The sequence below is a fragment of the Zooshikella harenae genome, assembly GCF_018837975.1.
In the GTDB taxonomy this organism is placed as follows: domain Bacteria; phylum Pseudomonadota; class Gammaproteobacteria; order Pseudomonadales; family Zooshikellaceae; genus Zooshikella; species Zooshikella harenae.
Genome location: NZ_JAGSOY010000004.1, coordinates 98,796 through 117,243, shown reverse-complemented (window position 1 = coordinate 117,243; position 18,448 = coordinate 98,796). Strand labels below are relative to the sequence as shown.

Here is an 18,448-nt window from a genome sequence, read left to right as displayed (position 1 = left end):
TGCAAATTTTAACGAAAATTTGCGATAGGCCATAGTATCTTCTTGATTTCTTTTACTAAATCAGAAAATGTACAGGTTGGAATGAGTGCAGTAGAGTGTGCTGTGGATTGTCTTTGGGTGTGTTGGTATTTTCGTAAAAGTGGAAGGATATTATAAATGCTTGTGACCCGATAAATTTTACTCTCCTTCCTCAAAGTAGTTATCAACCAATGCCTTAAGTGCAATAAATGCTTGTTCTTCGTCTTTGCCGTCAATAAGCACATCGAGGGTTGTACCCTGATTGGCTGCTAGCATCATGACTGACATAATGCTTTTGCCATCTACCATTTTACCTGCTTTGCCAACACGAATCGTGCTGCCAAAGGCTGCAGCAGTTGTTACAAACTTTGCTGCAGCTCGAGCATGAAGTCCTAGCTTATTAATGATGATGAGCTGTTCTTCTATCATGGTGACGGCTGAAGTCTTAATTAAGGAAGTTCACGATGCCTAACTTGGACATTACGGTACTTAGCTTGAAAGGAAGATGCAAGCCGCTCAGCTAAATAGACTGAACGGTGATGACCTCCTGTGCACCCTATAGCAACTGTTAGGTAACTCCGGTTGCAGGCTTCAAAGCTTGGTAACCATTTTTCAACAAACTTATAAATGTCTTCAAACATCACATCAACTTGAGGTTCTGCCATTAAAAACTCTTTAATGGGCTGATCTTTACCTGTGTACTGTCGTAAATGATTGACCCAATAGGGATTAGGTAAACACCGAACATCAAAAATATAGTCTGCATCATTAGGTGCACCTTTTTTAAAGCCAAATGATTCAAATAATAATGCAATACTTTTGTCTTGTTTACAGGCTACTCGTTTATTAAATATATCGCGTAAATCATGAAGCGTAAGCCCTGTCGTATCCATGGTGAGATCAGCCAGGTTAGAGATTGGCTCCAGGACTTGCTGTTCAGCTTTAAGCGCTTCAGCCAAAGAACAGTTTTGGGTGCTTAATGGATGTTTTCGTCGAGTTTCACTAAAGCGTTTTAAAAGTTCTTCATCGTCAGCATCGAGATAAATAACCTCGGCATCAACATGTTGTTGCTTGATCCGATTAATAATTTCTGGAAAGCGAGATAACTCTTGTCGTATATTTCTGGCATCAATACTGACTGCTACACGGTCTAAATAAGCTCTTTGCAGCTCTTTAGCCAAATCAGGGAGTAAAACTAAGGGTAAATTATCAATACAGAAAAAACCTTGGTCTTCAAGTACATGTAAACCAGTACTTTTCCCTGAACCTGATCGACCGCTAATGATAACAAGTTTCATACGACTTTTATGTGTACCATGGTTGTGAGTTGGCTTTTATTTATCGCGCCATATTATTATTACACTGCATGTATAGTGTACACCAAAATGACGGCTTCTTGTTGTAGTCAAGCTACAGTGAAGTCCGTCACTTGGAGTAAAAAATAAATGAAGCGTTAAAGCTAGATGATTGTGTGTGACCTGTTAATTAGGAAGAGGGGCAATAGCAAGCTCGTAAAGTTCATGGTTGCTTTGAGCATTACGAAGTCTATTTCTGAAACTAGCATTTTCAAATCGTTCAGCAACAAGCTGCAATATAGCTAAATGCTCAGAAGTAGCTTCTTCTGGAACTACAAGTGCAAAAATTAAATCAACAGGGTGATTATCCATTGCATCAAACTCGATGGGTTCACGAAGCTTTAGTAAAGCCGCCATGGGTTTTTCACAGTTGGTTAACCGGCAGTGGGGAAGCGCAATACCATTGCCAAATCCAGTACTTCCCAGCCGTTCTCTTGTAATAAGACTATCAAAAAGTTCGCTAGCACCGATGCCTGGCCGGTAACCGGCCAGGATATCTGCAATTTGCTCTAACGTTCTTTTTTTACTGCCACCCTCAACATCACAAGCGGTGCACTCCGGGGCAAGAATCTGTTCGAGTTTCATTGCGTTTTTACAATCTCCAACAATGGCCGGTTTATCGGGCTCCTGCGCCCTGTAAACGGTCAAGGTTTTTCTCTTTGTGTTTTAGAAGTTGACGATCTAACTTATCGACAAGCATGTCAATCGCTGCATACATGTCTTCAGATTCCGCTTCAGCGCGAATATCTGCACCTCTTATATGTAAAGTGGTCTCAGCTTTTTGTCGAAGTTTTTCAACACTTAAAGTAACTTGCACATTGGTAATGTTATCAAAGTGCCGCTCCAATCGCTCAAATTTGCTGATAACATATTGGCGCAGCGGATCGGTAATATCAACGTGGTGACCACTAATATTTATTTGCATGCATCGATCTCCTAAGTGATCCGATTTACAGTCTATCAGTAGAAACAGTGTACTACTACTGACTTCACAACACCCCTAATCCATTGAGTAGGGGTAACAGGGGTGTTCGTCACCCTATAACGCTTTCTTACACCAACCGTTTTCGCTCGTTAGAAGGCGGAATTGAAAGTGACTCTCGGTACTTAGCGATAGTTCGTCTTGCCACTTTTATTCCTTGTTCTTCTAGAAGCTTGGCTATTTTACTATCAGATAAAGGTTTTCGCGCATTCTCTACTGCGATCAATTTTTTTATGATGGCTCGGATTGCTGTTGATGAGCATTCTCCACCCGATGAGGTACTGACATGACTGGAGAAAAAATACTTCAGTTCAAATATACCACGAGGGGTGTGCATATATTTTTGAGTTGTTACTCTTGATATTGTTGACTCATGCATGCCAACTGCCTCTGCAATATCATGAAGTACCAAAGGCTTCATGGCTTCTTCACCATATTCTAAAAAGCCTTTTTGGTGCTCCACAATACAGCTAGCAACTCGCATTAATGTTTCATTACGGCTTTGCAAACTTTTTATAAACCAGCGTGCTTCCTGGAGATGATTTTTAATATAGGTATTATCGGAACTGCTGTCTGCACGCTTGACTAAGGATGCATAGCTTGCATTGATGCGAAGACGGGGGGTGGCATCGGAATTAAGTTCTACACTCCAGCGATCATTTCTTTTTTGAACAATGACATCTGGAACGATATATTCAGAGTTCTCATCTTGAATAACAGAGCCAGGCCGTGGATTTAAGCTTTGTATCAACAGAATGGCTTGTTTCAACTGCTCTTCTTTCAACTTTGCTTTTCGCATAAGTTGATTGTAGTCGTGATTGCCTAATAAATGGAGATACTTTTGGGTGATTAGCTTCGCTTCTTCCAAGAAAGGCGTATTTGCACTGAGTTGTGTCAATTGAGTGAAAAGGCACTCTTTTAAATCCCGAGCGGCAACACCAACAGGGTCAAATTGTTTTAGTAAGCGGTGAACGGCAACGACTTCATCAAGCTCAATTTCGAGTTCAGGGTCAAAGCTTTCCTGAATATCTTCCAGAGTACAGGTTAAATAGCCGCTTTCATCAACAGCATCAATAATTGCAATTGCAATCAGGCGGTCATTATCGCTGAGTGGGGTAAGGTTAAGCTGCCAGTGCAAGTGTGTCTGTATTGTTTCTGCAGTGCTGTTTCTAGCTGTATAGTCAAATTCTTCATCTGAGTTAGAAGATGAACTTCCAGTAGTTGGAAGTATTGGCTCATACACATCATCCCAGGCGGTATCAACCGATAGTTCTGAAGGGATTTGCTCTGCCCACTGGTCTTCATAAACTGATTCACTACTATCACTGTCTTGCTCTTGAGATGGGGAGTTGGTGGCTTCAATGCTACTACCATCGCCATTGGAGCTAGGGGATGTTTCTTCTGTGATGTCAACTTGTTGTTCGTCAGTAGACTCAGCTGTCTCGCCACTTACGCTTGTGTCTGAGGCATCTTCAATAAGTTCAAGTAATGGGTTTGAGTCTAAGGCTTGCTGAATTTCTTGTTGCAAGTCAAGAGTAGACAACTGAAGTAGTTTAATGGCCTGCTGCAGCTGAGGCGTCATTGTCAGCTGTTGACCCATTTTTAAAACTAGGGATGGCTTCATAGTTAGTTGGTTTACCTACACTGCAACAAAGCAAATGCTGAAATTTATCTATTAATTTTCCACTAACAGTACCTGTCGTTGTGGTGAACTAATGCTGCCACACTAATTGTTCAGTAAATAGTGAATGAGAATAATGAGTGGCCGCATCTCATACACTAACACATTATATGCGCGACCAGGCTACTTGTCTTAGATTTTGAATTGGTGTCCAAGATAAACATCCTTGACTTTTTGGTTGGCCATTACATCACTCGCTGAACCTTGAGCGATTATTTGTCCTTCACTTACTATGTAGGCTAACTCACAAATATCAAGTGTTTCTCGCACATTGTGATCTGTAATTAGTACCCCAATGCCTCTTTCTTTTAAATGAGATACTATCATTTTTATATCATTTACAGAGATGGGGTCAACCCCAGCAAAAGGTTCATCTAATAGGATGAAAGAGGGTTCTGTTGCCAGTGCACGAGCAATTTCAACACGTCTACGTTCCCCTCCAGATAAGCTCATACCCATACTATCTTTGAGGTGGGTTACATTAAATTCTTCAAGCAACTGGTTAAGTTTTTCTTCTCGCTGTTGTCGATTTAAATCCTTACGGGTTTCTAAAATTCCCATAATATTTTCGCTGACAGATAGTTTTCGAAAAATAGACGCTTCCTGTGGTAAGTAACCAATTCCTGCACGTGCTCTACCATGCATTGGTAGGTGCGTAATATCCTGTTCATCTATTTGTACTTGGCCATGATCAGATCTTACCAAGCCAACGATCATATAAAACGTAGTTGTTTTCCCTGCACCATTGGGACCAAGCAAACCAACGATTTGACCACTTTCGATATGAAGTGAGACTTCTTTGACAACTTGACGGCCTTTATAGCTTTTTGCCAGATTTTGGGCTTGTAGGACAGGCATAGAGTTACTTCGTCTTAGTGGGTTGCAGGATCATCTCAACACGTTGCTTGCCGCCAGCTTTTGATGAGTCGCCTTTAGCATTCACAGTTTGGGTTTTCATGTTATAGTCAATGCGCTTGCCTGTGAACTTGTTGCCTTCCTGAAACAATTTGGCATTAACAATAATTTCAACTCTTTCTTGAGGAATCATATAGTTGATTTTTTTCCCATAGGCGCGAATTAACTCTTTGTTTGGTTCAGGTTTTTCTTCATAGTGTGCAGGGCTACCCAGGGCAATCACTTTGTTGATATTTCCCTGCTTGTCAGTGTAAATCGTGACTTTGTGACCAGTAATTTTTATGGTGCCTTGGGTGATGACAACATTTCCCGTCAGTATGCGTATGCCATCTTTTTCGGCATTAGCACTATCAGATTTTGCGTGGATTGGCTTTTCTCTGTCAGCAGGCAAAGCCCAGGCACTTTGCTGGCCCAGTAGGTTAACAAGTAATAGTCCTATTGTTAAAAGGTTAATCCTGTACTTCATATGTTCCCCTAACATTGGATAGCAACTCCACACGCTCCTCATCTAAATAAGTATTCATGCCGACCGCGTTGACAACTGAGTTGACAGTTTTAATGGTTACTGGACGTTTGGTTTTCGCCTGATTTTGTTCAGCATAAACAGTAAGAAATTCTGTTGTTATAATCATGCCAGGATTTCCCGTAGTTTTCTGTTCTCTAACTACGACATTATCCCAGAGTTCCATCACATCTCCACCAGGAAGTATTCTGCCCTGACGTGATGTTGTATGCCAATCGCTACTTTGTTTCCGTGTAATCAAAATATCAGGCTGATCAATCAACGAAATATCATTGTGAGGAAAGTGGCTTATTTTCTCAGAAACAACAATGTAGTCTCGCTCACCTTGAGCTGTATACTGGGTGATTACGGGTGACTCCATGAAAAAGTCTGGAGAAATAGCAGTATCTTCCTTTTTATCACTTGTTGGTGCAGTTAAGTTAAATGCATCAGGCTGATTCAGAAAAGTAAATAAGCCATACCCCAGTATCAACAGTAATATCAGCGTAGTAATACGTTTAAAGCCCATATTGAACTAAGCTCATTCTATAGAAGTTAAAGACAGTAATGTCACGTTAACAACATAAGTAAGGAGCTAGTTGGGCATCAAGGGTACCTTGGCTTGCCATAATAAACTCGCATACTTCTCTGGCAGCACCTAGTCCACCATTCTGTTGGGTGACGCCAGCAGCATATTGCTTCACCATTGGACTTGCATTAGCAACAGCCAAGCCTAAGCCAACATGGCGGATAGCAGGGAGGTCAGGTAAGTCATCCCCTAAATAAGCTACTTGTTCAGGCGTAAGATCAAGCTGCTCAAGAATATCTTTTAGAACGACAAGCTTATCTTCACGACCCTGATAAACAATCTCTACACCAAGCGCAGTCATACGTTGGCTGACAACCTTGGATTTACGACCAGTGATAATAGCGATTTTGACCCCAGTTTGCTGCAAAAGTTTGAAGCCCAGGCCATCCAGCGTGTTAAATGTCTTAAATTCTTGGCCGTCTTCTGTAAAGTAAAGGCGGCCATCAGTCAGTACACCATCAACATCGCATACCAGTAAACGAACAGCCGCGGCTTTTGTGGTTAAATGCTGTAAACTCATACGACACCTGCACGTAAAAGATCATGCATATTAAGGGCACCTATGGCCTTATGGTTATCATCAACCACAATTAAACCATTGATTTTGTTTTTTTCCATAATATTAAGTGCTTGAGCTGCCAGCATATCCGCTTTAGCAACTTTGCACTTCAATGTCATGACGCTGTCAATGGTGGCTTGTTGAATATCAATACTCTGATCAAGCGCTCTACGTAAATCGCCATCAGTAAAGACGCCTTGAAGCAGGCCTTCAGCGTCTACAATGGCGGTCATACCCAATCCTTGCTGGGTCATTTCCAGTAGGGCATCTCTAAGCCGAGTACCTAAGCGAACTGCGGGTAAGCGATCTTTCTGATGCATAATATCTGCAACTTTTAGCAGTAGTCGTCGGCCTAGGCTACCGCCAGGGTGGGAAAATGCAAAGTCTTCAGCAGTGAAGCCCTTTGCTTCGAGTAAAGCTATAGCTAAAGCATCACCCATTACCAATGCGACTGTCGTGCTTGCTGTCGGCGCTAAATCCAGTGGGCAGGCTTCTCTTTTGATGGCAACATCGAGGTTAACATCAGCCGCTTTTGCAAGCGTTGATTGGGGGTTTCCTGTCATGCTGATCAAAGAAGTACCCAGTCGCTTTAGAAGGGGGAGAAGTGTTACTACCTCAGCAGTGTTACCAGAATTAGAGAGAGCAATAACGACATCGCTGTCGGTAATCATACCCATATCGCCATGACTGGCTTCACCAGGATGTACAAAAAACGCAGGTGTGCCGGTACTGGCTAGTGTTGCGGCAATCTTATTACCAATATGCCCTGACTTGCCCATGCCTACGACAACCACTCGGCCTTTACAGTCAAGAATAAGCTCACATGCTGCAACAAAGTCAGCATTTACAGAGCCTGCTAGTTGTTGTAGCGCTTCAATTTCAATATCAAAGGTGCGTTTGCCTGACGCTATAAGCTGTTCTGCCTGGGTCATAATCTACCTACTATATAGAGTGAGTCAAAGACACATTACTGGGCTGCTTATTTAACATGGAACGTGGACTGAGTAAAAATCATCTGTATTAGCTGGCGCGAATTATGACAGACTAAAGACTGTGAGTTAAGTAAAGAACAATGCCATATCCCACATAACATGCAACTAGGCAGGAGCCATTAATACGGCTAAGTGAGGATTGTCGAATTTTACCCCAGAAAATCATACCAACCAGAAATCCTGTTAGTAACAACATAGCTAGATAATCACGCTGGAAAACAAGGCTGCTGAAATGGTCAGGGTTAATCAACGCGGGCATAGGTAGTACAGCCAGTAAGTTAAAAAGGTTTGAGCCAACCACATTACCAATCGCAATGTCGTGGTGATTTTTTCGAGCACTAGCAATTGAGGCTGCTAGTTCTGGGAGACTGGTTCCGATTGCAACCACCGTTAAGCCAATGATGAGTTCACTGACACCAAGCGATTGCGCGATTTCAGTGGCTCCCCACACCAAGATTCTGGAGCTAATAAGGAGAAGAACCAGCCCACAAATGAATAGCCATGTTGCTTTTTTTTGCGAGAAATCAGGAACTTCCTCTTCTTCCTCTGTAATCAGAGGGTCTGCACCTTTAGAAGAATTTTGCTGCCAACGATAAAATAGGTAAAGCGTTGCCACTAACCCGCACAGTAGAATTATCCCATCCAGTAGGGCCAAGCTAGAGTCAAAGAGACACACACCTGCTAGAAATGTCACTGCAAGTAAAAGGGGGACTTCTTTACGCAGTAAAGATGACTTTATGGGAAGGGGGGCTACTAGTGCAGTGATGCCTAAAACTAAACCAATGTTGGCAATGTTAGAGCCTAGTGCATTACCAGCGGCTAAACCTGAATGCCCATCCGAAGCAGCCATGATCGCCACCAGAATTTCTGGTGCGGAGGTGCCAAAAGCAACAATAGTTAAACCTATCATCATGGTTGACATGCCAAAATTTCGTGCAGTGGCGGCTGCGCCATCGACAAACATATCTGCACTCCATATGAGCACAGCAAAACCTACCAAAATGGCGATAAAAGCTAATAGCAGAGACATAAATTCAACTCGTTTATATTCTCGTATTGTTAGGGCGCTATTAAAGGAAGTCTGTAATTGAAATGCAAGTAAAGAAAAAGAATAAATAGTTTGTACTCAGTTATTGTGTTGTGAGATTTGTCATTAATTCGCAGTAATTATGTTTTCACAATTATTCGATGATGAAAATCATTACTCTAATGGGATATGTTATGCAGATCCGCGTTTTAGTAAGCAGGTGATAATAATTTGCGACTTGCTCCCCTCAGCCCCCCCTTCGTTAACTGATAAGCTTGATTGGGTTCTGTACGACAGGTGTTTGCTATTTTTATACCCTTTATGAATATTTTTGTGCTGTCTGACACTTATCATGTGTTGGCTATTTTTGAGAAAAAGTTTGTTGTTAATAAAGTTATATAGCCACGTTTTTAGTATATGTAGCGCTTAGATTTATTCATTGATGAACTTGTAAAACACTTATAAAAAAGTTTTTAACTATTAGCTTTGGTCTGTTGTGTTAGGGCAGCAGACCTTTGGAGCACCTAGCGTACGGCCACTACAAGTCGAAGTAATCCGTTGTTATGAACTAGGTCTATCGCGAGGGTTTAGCCGTGAAGCTTTTACCATTAAGTCGTGTCTTTGTCAGTAGTGCATTGTTAGCTGCAGTCAGTATGTCTGGTTGGGCTGATGATGGCTTTTGGATCACTATCGATAAAGAGACACGGGACAAAATCCGTACAGAAATGCCTTATCTTTTGGAGGATGTTGATCTGTCATCACTGACAGCCGATGAAGCATTTTCTACAAGTAATTCAACTGTCGCCAAGGTTTCAAAGAAGAAAATAGATGCATTAAGTCAGTTTATTCACCTGCGGATGAAACGCTGCGGGGGATTTATAGTGCATGATGACTTTGAGCAAGCACTAGCCTTGGTGAAGCAAAATGAAAACACGCCACTTAATGACTTTGTAGAACCTAATTACACGATTGATCAAGGGGAAGTCGTCACTGCGCTAATTCCTTCTGTTCAGGAAGCATCTTTAAAAGAAACCATTAATAGTTTAAGCCGTTTTAATAATCGTTACTATCAAAGTGATACTGGCGTAGAGGCTGCCAACTGGATTAAAAGTCAGTGGGAGCAGTTAGCAAATGGACATAAAAATGTTTCAGTTAAATTGGTGAAACATAGCCAGTGGCAACAACCTTCTGTGGTATTAACCTGGAAAGGAAGTGAATTACCGGATGAGGTTGTTGTTGTTGGGGGGCACCTGGACTCAATCAATCAGAGCAGTAGTGACAAAATACGGGCAAAAGCGCCAGGTGCAGATGATAATGCATCAGGTATAGCCTCACTTACTGAAGCAATGCGAGTACTCTTTGCAAGTGATTTTAATCCCAAACGCACTATAAAGTTTATGGGGTATGCGGCAGAAGAAGTTGGCTTACGAGGTTCAGGTGATATTGCAGCACAACACAAGCAGAGTAATACCAATGTTATTGGTGTGATGCAGTTGGATATGACACTCTTTAATGGTTCTCGTGCAGATGTTGTATTTATGCAAGACAACACATCGAATGAACTTACTCAGTTTACGGCAAAACTTGCTGAAACCTACTTTCCAGAAATTACTGTAGGTTACGGTAGTTGTGGTTATGCATGTTCAGATCATGCTTCCTGGTATCGTAATGGCTATCCTGCAGTAATGCCTTTTGAAGCACAGATGCGTGAATCAAACAATAATATTCATTCTACCAATGATACATTGGAAAGTGCGGGTGGTAATGGTTTGCATGCCATTAAATTCGCTAAGTTAGCAACGGCTTTTGCTGTAGAGTTAGCGAAAAGTGCGGGGGGTAGTCCAGATAACCCTGATCCAAATACTCCAGATGATGGTTCATATAAACTTCTGAAAAATGGCAAAGGTTTCTGTTTAGGTGTGAATAAGCAGGGTGGCAATAGGATCACCGCAAGCCAGTGTAATAATGCGGCTAACCAAAAATGGATGATGGATAGTGCAGGTCGTATACATCCAAAAGCTGATAAAAAGCAATGCTTGGCAATGCGCTCTTGGTTTACAGGCGCTAATATGGCCCAACTGAGTGAGTGTAAGACTACAGATGATACACAACGTTGGGAGCTGGTTGGCGGAAGGCTGCAAAATGCAGAGCACACTAAGTTTTACTTAACACATTTTGGTGAGAAGTATGGCGACTGGGTGGGAGTTTGGTATGACTTATCAAATGACTATCAGCAATGGCAGTGGAGCAACTAAAGCGTTATAAGAAATCCTACTCCTTCCTTAGCTCTCTACAGGGTTAAGGGAGGAAGGGATTTAAATCTGTTTTAACGAGATTTCAGGTCGTATAGTCTCCTATTTAGTGTTAAAACATTACGCAATGTAATATTTTTTTACGCAGAGTTGTTTTAAATATAGAAAAAATAACCATTCTGTTTGTATTGGTATTATACCTTCGCAACACCGAGTATTGTTTATGAAAATATGTTGATAGTGTTTAATTTTTGTTAAAAGTTATGTTGTTACTGGCTTGTAGTGTGGTAAAAAAGATATCCACTAATGTGACCTAAATATCAATACCGTTATCTTAAAAAATACGATGGTGCAAATTAGATTGATGCGCTAGATATTTAATAGGTTTGTGAGTACATTCATTTGTGATTTGGTGTATAAAAAGCTGCTTTTTGTTTCCCTCATAAATAGTGCTAAAATGCGCGCCCTAGTAACAAAATACTAATACTGTCAGCCGGCACTAAGTACTTTTACCTAATTGTGGATGCATTGTCTTTGCTGAAAAAAGGGATAGATGATAACCCTTCATTGACAGCTGAATAATGAATCATTGTATAAAATGTGCACTATTTTCAAATAAGACTTACGTATTCAAATAAAATGAGTGCGGTATTTATTTGACCCAGTCTGGCCCATAGTCAATGTTGTTCTGCGTTTAACAAAGGTTGATAAATTATGGCGTTTGCCTCTGATAATATTGTCGAAATTAACGGTTTAACGTTTAGACGTTCAGGTCGTGCTATTTATGACAATGTCACAATTCATATTCCCAGAGGAAAAGTGACAGCTATTATGGGGCCAAGTGGAACAGGGAAAACCACGTTATTACGCTTGATCGGGGCCCAGCTTAAGCCTGATGCTGGCGATATTATTGTGGATGGACATAGTATCCCTTCTTTAAGTCGTAGTGATTTATTTAAGGTCAGACGAAAAATGGGCATGTTGTTTCAAAGTGGTGCTCTTTTTACTGATCTAAGTGTTTATGAAAACGTTGCTTTTCCATTACGTGTACATACTCAGCTTCCAGAAGCAATGATTCGTGATGTTGTACTCATGAAGCTGCATGCAGTTGGCCTTCGAGGGGCAAGAGACTTAATGCCCAGCGAGCTTTCAGGTGGAATGTCTCGTCGGGTCGCATTGGCAAGAGCGATTGCTTTGGACCCAATGATGATTATGTATGATGAGCCTTTTGTTGGACAGGACCCTATTGCAATGGGGGTTTTGGTCCAGTTGATTCGCTTATTAAATGATGCCTTGAACTTAACCAGTATAGTGGTTTCCCATGATGTCCATGAGGCTGCCAGTATCGCTGATTATATTTACGTAGTAGGTGATGCCAGTGTGTTAGGGCATGGAGCACCTGATGAGCTAATGAATTCTACTGATGACAGAATAAAACAGTTTATGAAAGGGCTTCCTGATGGGCCTGTACCTTATCATTATCCGGCACAAGATTATCGCCAAGATTTGTTGATGGGAGAGGTGCTATGAAGCGGCAACGATTGGATTTAATGACCAGCTTCATTACCTTTCTTCGCCGTCTTGGGCAGTCCGGTATTATGCGGGTTGAGTCAATAGGTCGATCAGGTGTCTTTTTATTACTTGCCATCTTTGGTCGCTCAGGTTTTGGTTCACGCTATCAATTGTTGTTACAACAACTGTATTCAATAGGTGTTCTGTCACTGGTCATCATTTCAGTTTCAGGCCTTTTTATTGGTATGGTGCTGGGCCTTCAAGGATATAATATTCTTGTTACCTATGGTTCTGAAGAAGCTGTAGGTCAGATGGTGGCATTAACCTTATTGCGAGAGTTAGGCCCCGTTGTTACGGCGTTACTTTATGCGGGGCGTGCAGGGTCTGCACTTACAGCAGAAATTGGCTTGATGAAAGTAACGGAACAACTATCCAGCATGGAAATGATTGGTGTTGACCCATTAAAAAGAATTGTTGCGCCACGATTTTGGGCTGGTTTTATTTCAATGCCATTGCTTGCTGCAATTTTTAGTGTCATTGGCATTTATGGCGGGGCCATGGTCAGTGTTGACTGGCTTGGTATTTATGAAGGGTCTTTTTGGTCAAACATGCAACAGTCTGTTAATTTTGCAGATGATGTCTGTAATGGTGTGATTAAAAGCCTGGTCTTTGGTTTTGTCGTAACCTGGATCGCCGTTTTCCAAGGCTACGATACTATGCCCACATCAGAAGGCATTAGTCGAGCGACAACGAGAACCGTTGTTTATTCGTCATTAGCTGTACTGGGTTTAGACTTTATTTTAACGGCAGTGATGTTCGGAGAACTGTAATGGTGCGCATGAGAACCGTTGAGATCAGCGTGGGAGTTTTTATGCTGGCAGGCATATTTGCGCTGATCCTGTTGGCTTTGCGAGTAAGTGGATTGTCTATTCAGACAGCCCAGACTACTTATCACGTCCATGCTTTCTTTGATCACATTGGTGGTCTCAAAGTGCGTTCCAAGGTGGCTATTAGTGGTGTTAATGTAGGAAAAGTGGTTTCTATTTCCTATGATAAAACGGAAATGCGTGCCAAGGTTGTTATGGAAATTGACAGCCAAGTTAATAATATTCCAACAGATAGCACGGCAGCCATTTTGACCTCAGGCCTTTTGGGAGAGCAGTATATTGGTATTACATTAGGTGGTGAGGAAAAGACTTTGCAGGAAGGGGGAGAAATATGGAATACCCAACCAGCGCAAATTCTTGAAGATCTGATTGGGAAGTTTCTTCAACAATCAGTCAAAGAAGTTGAATAAAGATAAACAGGATTAGCTAGACGAAGGTATATCCATGAATTTGCGAAACTATTTAACAAAAGCAATTACTGTAGTATTTGCGCAATGCTTCCTCATTTCAAGTGCTTTAGCTGTAGCCGATAGCCCTGATCGGTTGGTTAAAGAGACCACTGAGAGAATGATTGCAGTTATTAAAAAAGAAAAACCAAATTACAAAAGTAACCCTCAACGTTTTTTTGGTGAGCTGGATAAAGTGCTTTCGCCAGTTGTTGCATTTGATAAAATTGCTCGTAGTGTTATGAGTGTTCGTCACATTAAAAAAACGACTCCTGCACAGTTACAACAGTTTGAAAAAGTATTTAAAACCAGCATGATTGAGTTTTATGGAAAAGCGTTGCTTAAATATGATAATCAGCGTATTGATGTAAAACCTATTCCTGCTGCTCATCTCAATAAGCCTCGTGTACCTGTGCATATGACCATCTATGCTGCAGATGGCACAACTTACCCCTTAACCTACACAATGTTTAAAAATGGGGCGGGTGAGTGGAAGTTACGTAATGTCGTAGTTAATGGCATCAATATTGGAAAAGTCTTCCAGTCTCAGTTTGACCAAGCGATGCGTGAAAACCAGCGTAATATTCAAAAAGTGATTGATGACTGGTCTTCTATCATGAAATCTGCAGAAGAAAAGACCCGAGCTAAAGGTGCTTAAGCTGTGACAGATGCGACAGTAGAAGTGACTCAACCAGGCTCTCTCAGAATTTCAGGCTGCCTTGAGGCAGCCAATGCTGTGGTAATTGAGCAGCAAGGGCGGGACTTAATGAGTAGTGACAATTCAGTTTCTGTCTGGCAGATTGATCTAGGTGGAATCACTGCGTGCAGTAGTGTAGGACTCTCAGTTTTACTTTGCTGGTTACGCTTTGCAAAAAAGTGTTCTTTCCAACTTAAGTTTGTAAACATGTCTGCTGATTTGTTTGATTTGGCCAGGGTAAGTGGCCTTGATAGCGTACTTCCCTTAGGAATTGAGTAAAAAGTCAGATTTGCTATGGTAATTAAAACGCAGTTAAGGTTTCGTTACTGCGTATTTTTTTATATGATACTCCCCCTTTTTTCAGCATTTTATGTTGAGGTAGCGATGGGACCAGAGCAAATAAAAGCATTATTAGAAGATAAGCTAACTGAGACTGAAGTTATTGTTGATGGTGAAGGCTGTAATTTTCAGCTAGTACTTGTCAGCGATGAATTCGCAGGCTTATCGCCCGTAAAAAAACAACAGATGGTTTATACGCACCTCAACCACCTTATCGCTGATGGCACTATCCATGCGGTTACGATGAAATTCTTCACGCCTGCTGAGTGGCAACAGTATCTCCAACAAAATGGATAGCAATAGAAAGTGATGATGCCCTTTGTGCTGTCACCTTTGTGCTGTCAGAGTTTATCTGGCTCAGTATTAAGTAAGAGCTTGAGGAATAATTAATGGATAAATTGATTATTACCGGTGGTAGTCGCCTGGATGGTGAAATAAGAATTTCCGGAGCGAAAAATGCTGCCTTACCTATCCTGGCGGCAACACTCTTGGCTGATGAGCCAGTGACAGTGTGTAACCTCCCACACCTCCATGATATTACAACCATGATTGAGCTGTTTGGCCGTATGGGCATTGAGCTTGTGGTTGATGAAAAATTAAATGTTGAAGTTCATGCAAACTCTATTAAAAGCCTTAGTGCTCCCTATGAATTGGTGAAAACCATGCGGGCTTCCATTCTTGTTCTGGGGCCCATGTTAGCGCATTTTGGTAAAGCTGAAGTAGCACTACCTGGTGGTTGTGCTATAGGTAGTCGTCCTGTGGACCTTCATATTCGTGGCCTTGAGGCTATGGGAGCAGATATTAAGGTTGAGGATGGTTATATCAAAGCGAGTGTTAAAGATCGCTTGAAAGGTGCCCATATTTTCATGGATACGGTGACAGTCACGGGTACCGAAAATATCTTAATGGCTGCATGTTTAGCTGATGGGCAAACAGTGATTGAAAATGCTGCTCGAGAGCCTGAAGTGGTCGATTTAGCGCACTGTTTGATTAAAATGGGTGCGAAAATCTCTGGTCATGGAAGTGATACAATTGTTGTAGATGGGGTACCAAAGCTTCATGGCTGTGTGTATTCTGTATTGCCCGATCGAATTGAAACTGGAACCTATCTCGTAGCTGCAGCGGTTACTGGTGGGCGGGTGAAAGTTAAAGATACTGATCCATCTATCCTTGACGCGGTATTGATCAAGCTGAAAGAAGCAGGGGCTGATATTACTGTAGGTGATGATTGGATTGAGTTGGATATGCATGGCAAGCGTCCAAAAGCCATCAGCGTAAAAACAGCACCTTACCCTGCGTTCCCAACAGACATGCAGGCGCAATTCACAACCTTGAATGCGGTTGCTGAAGGAACGGGCAGTATTACTGAAACCGTTTTCGAAAATCGCTTTATGCATGCTTTGGAAATGATGCGGATGGGGGCGAATATCACCATTGAAGGTAATACAGCTATTGTCACTGGTGTTGATCAACTTAAAGCTGCGCCTGTAATGGCAACAGATCTACGTGCTTCAGCTAGCTTGGTGGTAGCCGGTTTGGTTGCTGAAGGTGATACGGTGGTAGATCGTATTTATCATATTGATCGTGGCTATGAGTGTATAGAAGAAAAACTTCAATTATTAGGCGCAAAAATCAGACGTGTACCTTAGCATACGCTACTAAAACAATGAAAAATCAACTTACGATTGCGTTATCGAAAGGGCGGATTCTTGATGAAACCTTGCCCTTACTAAAAGCTGCAGGCATTGAGCCTGCAGAAGACTTGAAGAAAAGCCGCAAGCTAATTATTCCCACCCATCATCCTCATATTAACTTACTGATTGTTCGAACCACTGATGTTCCCACTTATGTTGAATATGGTGCTGCTGATGCAGGTGTTTCTGGCAAAGATGTTTTGCTTGAGCATGGCACTCAAAGTCTTTATGAACCCTTGGATTTAAAAATAGCGCAGTGCCGGCTAATGACTGCGGGTCCCGTGGGTGGTAAACCGCAGTCTAGAAGGCGACGAGTGGCTACTAAATTTGTCAACATTGCAAAGCGTTTCTACGCTACACAAGGGTATCAAGCAGAAATAATTAAGCTGTATGGTTCAATGGAACTAGCACCTTTGGTGGGGTTGGCTGATGAAATTGTGGATGTGGTTGATACTGGAAATACACTTCGTGCAAATGGCTTAGAGCCCAGAGAGCTGATTGCTCATGTAAGTGCGAGGTTGGTCATTAATAAGGCAGCGATGAAAATAAAACATAAATTACTTCAAAACCTGATTCAGGACTTGGAGTCTGCTGTTAATAAGCGGGAAATGTCAGAATAAGTCAAATACAGCCTTGGCTTAGTTAAGACTATAAAGCAGTCTTGGTTGGAGAGCGTAACTTATGTCTCTTGATATTCAGTGGTTAGATGCCACAGCAGAAGATTTTTCAACGCATTTAAATACTTTGACTGCATGGGAAGCTGTTTCTGATCAGCAAGTATTGAGTACTGTGCAATCTATTATTAGTGGTGTGCGTCAACAGGGAGATCAGGCATTAGTTGATTACACCTGTCGTTTTGATCAGCGGAATTTAGCCTCAATTACTGATGTTTGTCTCGGTATTGAAACACTTCATGAAGCCCGCCAACGTTTAAATATCAATGATGAACAAGCACTGGTAGCAGCTGCTGATCGAGTTCGGCAGTACCATGAAAAGCAGGTCCAGAGTTCCTGGCAGTATGAAGAAGAGGGTGTCTTACTTGGACAACAAGTTACGCCTATGGCGCGGGTGGGTATTTACGTTCCTGGAGGCAAAGCAGCTTATCCTTCATCTGTATTAATGAATGCGATTCCAGCCAAAGTAGCTGGTGTTAAAGAAGTTATTATGGTTGTGCCCATGCCCAAAGGTGTGGTGAATGATTGGGTATTGGCAGCTGCAGCGATTGCTGGGGTTGATAAAGTGTTCACGATTGGTGGGGCTCAAGCCATTGCTGCTTTAGCTTATGGCACAGAGTCTGTACCCAAAGTCGATAAAATTGTGGGACCAGGTAATATTTATGTGGCCACGGCTAAACAATTGGTGTTTGGCCAGGTGGGCATTGATATGATTGCTGGTCCTTCTGAAATTCTGGTGATTTGTGATGGTAAAACAGACCCTGACTGGATTGCGATGGATCTGTTTTCGCAGGCAGAGCATGATGAAGATGCTCAGTCTATCCTAATTTCACCAGACAGGGACTTTTTGCATAAAGTAGAAGCAAGTATAAAACGCTTGTTGCCTACAATGGAAAGAAAAGATCTCATTGCCACCTCATTAGCTAATCGTGGTGCTTTTATCTGGACTCCTGATATAGATACGGCGGTAGCTGTAAGTAACCAGATTGCCCCTGAACATTTGGAGTTGTCAGTAGAAAATCCCCAAGCTCTCCTGCCCAAAATACAGCATGCTGGTGCTATCTTTATGGGACGCTATACGGCAGAAGCATTGGGTGACTACTGTGCAGGCCCAAATCATGTGCTGCCTACTTCTGGAACTGCGCGTTTTTCTTCTCCTCTTGGGGTTTATGACTTTCAAAAACGTTCTTCATTAGTGTGTTTTTCTGCAGAAAGTGCCAGTGAGATTGGACAGATAGCATCTACCCTGGCGAGGGGAGAAGGGCTGACCGCACATGCGCGCTCAGCTGAGTACAGAATCACAACTAAAGAATAATGAGAGAATACA

General features: G+C 42.0%; 21 protein-coding genes. 10 read left to right on the top strand and 11 right to left on the bottom strand.

Features of this window, described 5'->3' with window-relative positions; translation table 11 throughout:
* Positions 1–177 precede the first annotated feature (177 nt).
* From KCG35_RS03320 to KCG35_RS03270, 11 genes are all read right to left on the bottom strand, one after another.
* Entirely contained in the window at positions 178–447 is a 270-nt protein-coding gene (locus tag KCG35_RS03320) for an HPr family phosphocarrier protein (RefSeq protein WP_215818237.1), read from the bottom strand.
* Between the two features lie 20 nt (positions 448–467).
* A complete protein-coding gene (gene rapZ / locus KCG35_RS03315; protein ID WP_215818236.1) occupies positions 468–1,316 on the bottom strand; it encodes an RNase adapter RapZ in 849 nt (282 codons plus the stop codon).
* Between the two features lie 183 nt (positions 1,317–1,499).
* Positions 1,500–1,958 carry a PTS IIA-like nitrogen regulatory protein PtsN gene (ptsN, locus tag KCG35_RS03310; RefSeq protein WP_215818235.1) on the bottom strand — a complete coding sequence of 153 codons (459 nt, stop codon included), beginning with the start codon at positions 1,956–1,958 and terminating at the stop codon, positions 1,500–1,502.
* Between the two features lie 31 nt (positions 1,959–1,989).
* Positions 1,990–2,298 carry a ribosome hibernation-promoting factor, HPF/YfiA family gene (gene hpf, locus KCG35_RS03305; RefSeq protein ID WP_215818234.1) on the bottom strand — a complete coding sequence of 103 codons (309 nt, stop codon included), beginning with the start codon at positions 2,296–2,298 and terminating at the stop codon, positions 1,990–1,992.
* A gap of 127 nt (positions 2,299–2,425) precedes the next feature.
* Entirely contained in the window at positions 2,426–3,979 is a 1,554-nt protein-coding gene (locus tag KCG35_RS03300) for an RNA polymerase factor sigma-54 (protein WP_215818233.1), read from the bottom strand.
* 189 nt (positions 3,980–4,168) lie between these two features.
* The gene (lptB, locus tag KCG35_RS03295; protein ID WP_215818232.1) at positions 4,169–4,894 is read right to left on the bottom strand and encodes an LPS export ABC transporter ATP-binding protein; all 726 of its coding nucleotides are present in this window, start codon (positions 4,892–4,894) and stop codon (positions 4,169–4,171) included.
* 4 nt (positions 4,895–4,898) lie between these two features.
* Positions 4,899–5,417, bottom strand: a complete 519-nt coding sequence (gene lptA / locus KCG35_RS03290; protein WP_215818231.1) for a lipopolysaccharide transport periplasmic protein LptA — start codon at positions 5,415–5,417, stop codon at positions 4,899–4,901.
* A complete protein-coding gene (gene lptC, locus KCG35_RS03285) occupies positions 5,401–5,982 on the bottom strand; it encodes an LPS export ABC transporter periplasmic protein LptC (RefSeq protein ID WP_215818230.1) in 582 nt (193 codons plus the stop codon). The genes lptA and lptC overlap by 17 nt, the downstream gene beginning before the upstream one ends.
* Before the next feature lie 46 nt (positions 5,983–6,028).
* A complete protein-coding gene (gene kdsC, locus KCG35_RS03280; RefSeq protein WP_215818229.1) occupies positions 6,029–6,562 on the bottom strand; it encodes a 3-deoxy-manno-octulosonate-8-phosphatase KdsC in 534 nt (177 codons plus the stop codon).
* Positions 6,559–7,533, bottom strand: coding sequence for a KpsF/GutQ family sugar-phosphate isomerase (locus KCG35_RS03275; RefSeq protein WP_215818228.1), 975 nt, complete (start codon positions 7,531–7,533; stop codon positions 6,559–6,561). Before KCG35_RS03275 ends, kdsC begins: the two co-directional genes overlap by 4 nt.
* Positions 7,534–7,645: 112 nt before the next feature.
* On the bottom strand, positions 7,646–8,623 hold the full coding sequence (locus KCG35_RS03270) for a calcium/sodium antiporter (protein ID WP_309227275.1): 978 nt from the start codon (positions 8,621–8,623) through the stop codon (positions 7,646–7,648).
* A gap of 590 nt (positions 8,624–9,213) precedes the next feature.
* On the opposite strand from KCG35_RS03270, the gene KCG35_RS03265 reads away from it, so the two are divergent.
* The 10 genes from KCG35_RS03265 to hisD all read left to right on the top strand — a co-directional run bounded on the left by KCG35_RS03265 (position 9,214) and on the right by hisD (position 18,436).
* On the top strand, positions 9,214–10,875 hold the full coding sequence (locus KCG35_RS03265; protein WP_215818227.1) for a M20/M25/M40 family metallo-hydrolase: 1,662 nt from the start codon (positions 9,214–9,216) through the stop codon (positions 10,873–10,875).
* A gap of 711 nt (positions 10,876–11,586) precedes the next feature.
* A complete protein-coding gene (locus tag KCG35_RS03260; RefSeq protein WP_215818226.1) occupies positions 11,587–12,402 on the top strand; it encodes an ATP-binding cassette domain-containing protein in 816 nt (271 codons plus the stop codon).
* Positions 12,399–13,214 carry a lipid asymmetry maintenance ABC transporter permease subunit MlaE gene (mlaE, locus tag KCG35_RS03255; protein WP_230408974.1) on the top strand — a complete coding sequence of 272 codons (816 nt, stop codon included), beginning with the start codon at positions 12,399–12,401 and terminating at the stop codon, positions 13,212–13,214. Before KCG35_RS03260 ends, mlaE begins: the two co-directional genes overlap by 4 nt.
* Positions 13,215–13,222: 8 nt before the next feature.
* Complete coding sequence (gene mlaD, locus KCG35_RS03250) at positions 13,223–13,681, top strand: outer membrane lipid asymmetry maintenance protein MlaD (RefSeq protein WP_230408973.1); 459 nt, start codon at positions 13,223–13,225, stop codon at positions 13,679–13,681.
* A 34-nt stretch (positions 13,682–13,715) separates the two neighbouring features.
* A complete protein-coding gene (locus tag KCG35_RS03245) occupies positions 13,716–14,375 on the top strand; it encodes an MlaC/ttg2D family ABC transporter substrate-binding protein (RefSeq protein WP_215818225.1) in 660 nt (219 codons plus the stop codon).
* 3 nt (positions 14,376–14,378) lie between these two features.
* The gene (locus KCG35_RS03240; protein ID WP_215818224.1) at positions 14,379–14,693 is read left to right on the top strand and encodes an STAS domain-containing protein; all 315 of its coding nucleotides are present in this window, start codon (positions 14,379–14,381) and stop codon (positions 14,691–14,693) included.
* A gap of 15 nt (positions 14,694–14,708) precedes the next feature.
* On the top strand, positions 14,709–15,050 hold the full coding sequence (locus KCG35_RS03235; protein WP_444972202.1) for a BolA family protein: 342 nt from the start codon (positions 14,709–14,711) through the stop codon (positions 15,048–15,050).
* Between the two features lie 92 nt (positions 15,051–15,142).
* Positions 15,143–16,402, top strand: coding sequence for a UDP-N-acetylglucosamine 1-carboxyvinyltransferase (gene murA, locus KCG35_RS03230; protein WP_215818223.1), 1,260 nt, complete (start codon positions 15,143–15,145; stop codon positions 16,400–16,402).
* A gap of 17 nt (positions 16,403–16,419) precedes the next feature.
* Positions 16,420–17,067 (top strand): ATP phosphoribosyltransferase, encoded by a 648-nt coding sequence (gene hisG / locus KCG35_RS03225; RefSeq protein ID WP_215818222.1) that lies wholly within the window; start codon positions 16,420–16,422, stop codon positions 17,065–17,067.
* A 61-nt stretch (positions 17,068–17,128) separates the two neighbouring features.
* The gene (gene hisD / locus KCG35_RS03220) at positions 17,129–18,436 is read left to right on the top strand and encodes a histidinol dehydrogenase (RefSeq protein ID WP_215818221.1); all 1,308 of its coding nucleotides are present in this window, start codon (positions 17,129–17,131) and stop codon (positions 18,434–18,436) included.
* Positions 18,437–18,448: the final 12 nt, after the last annotated feature.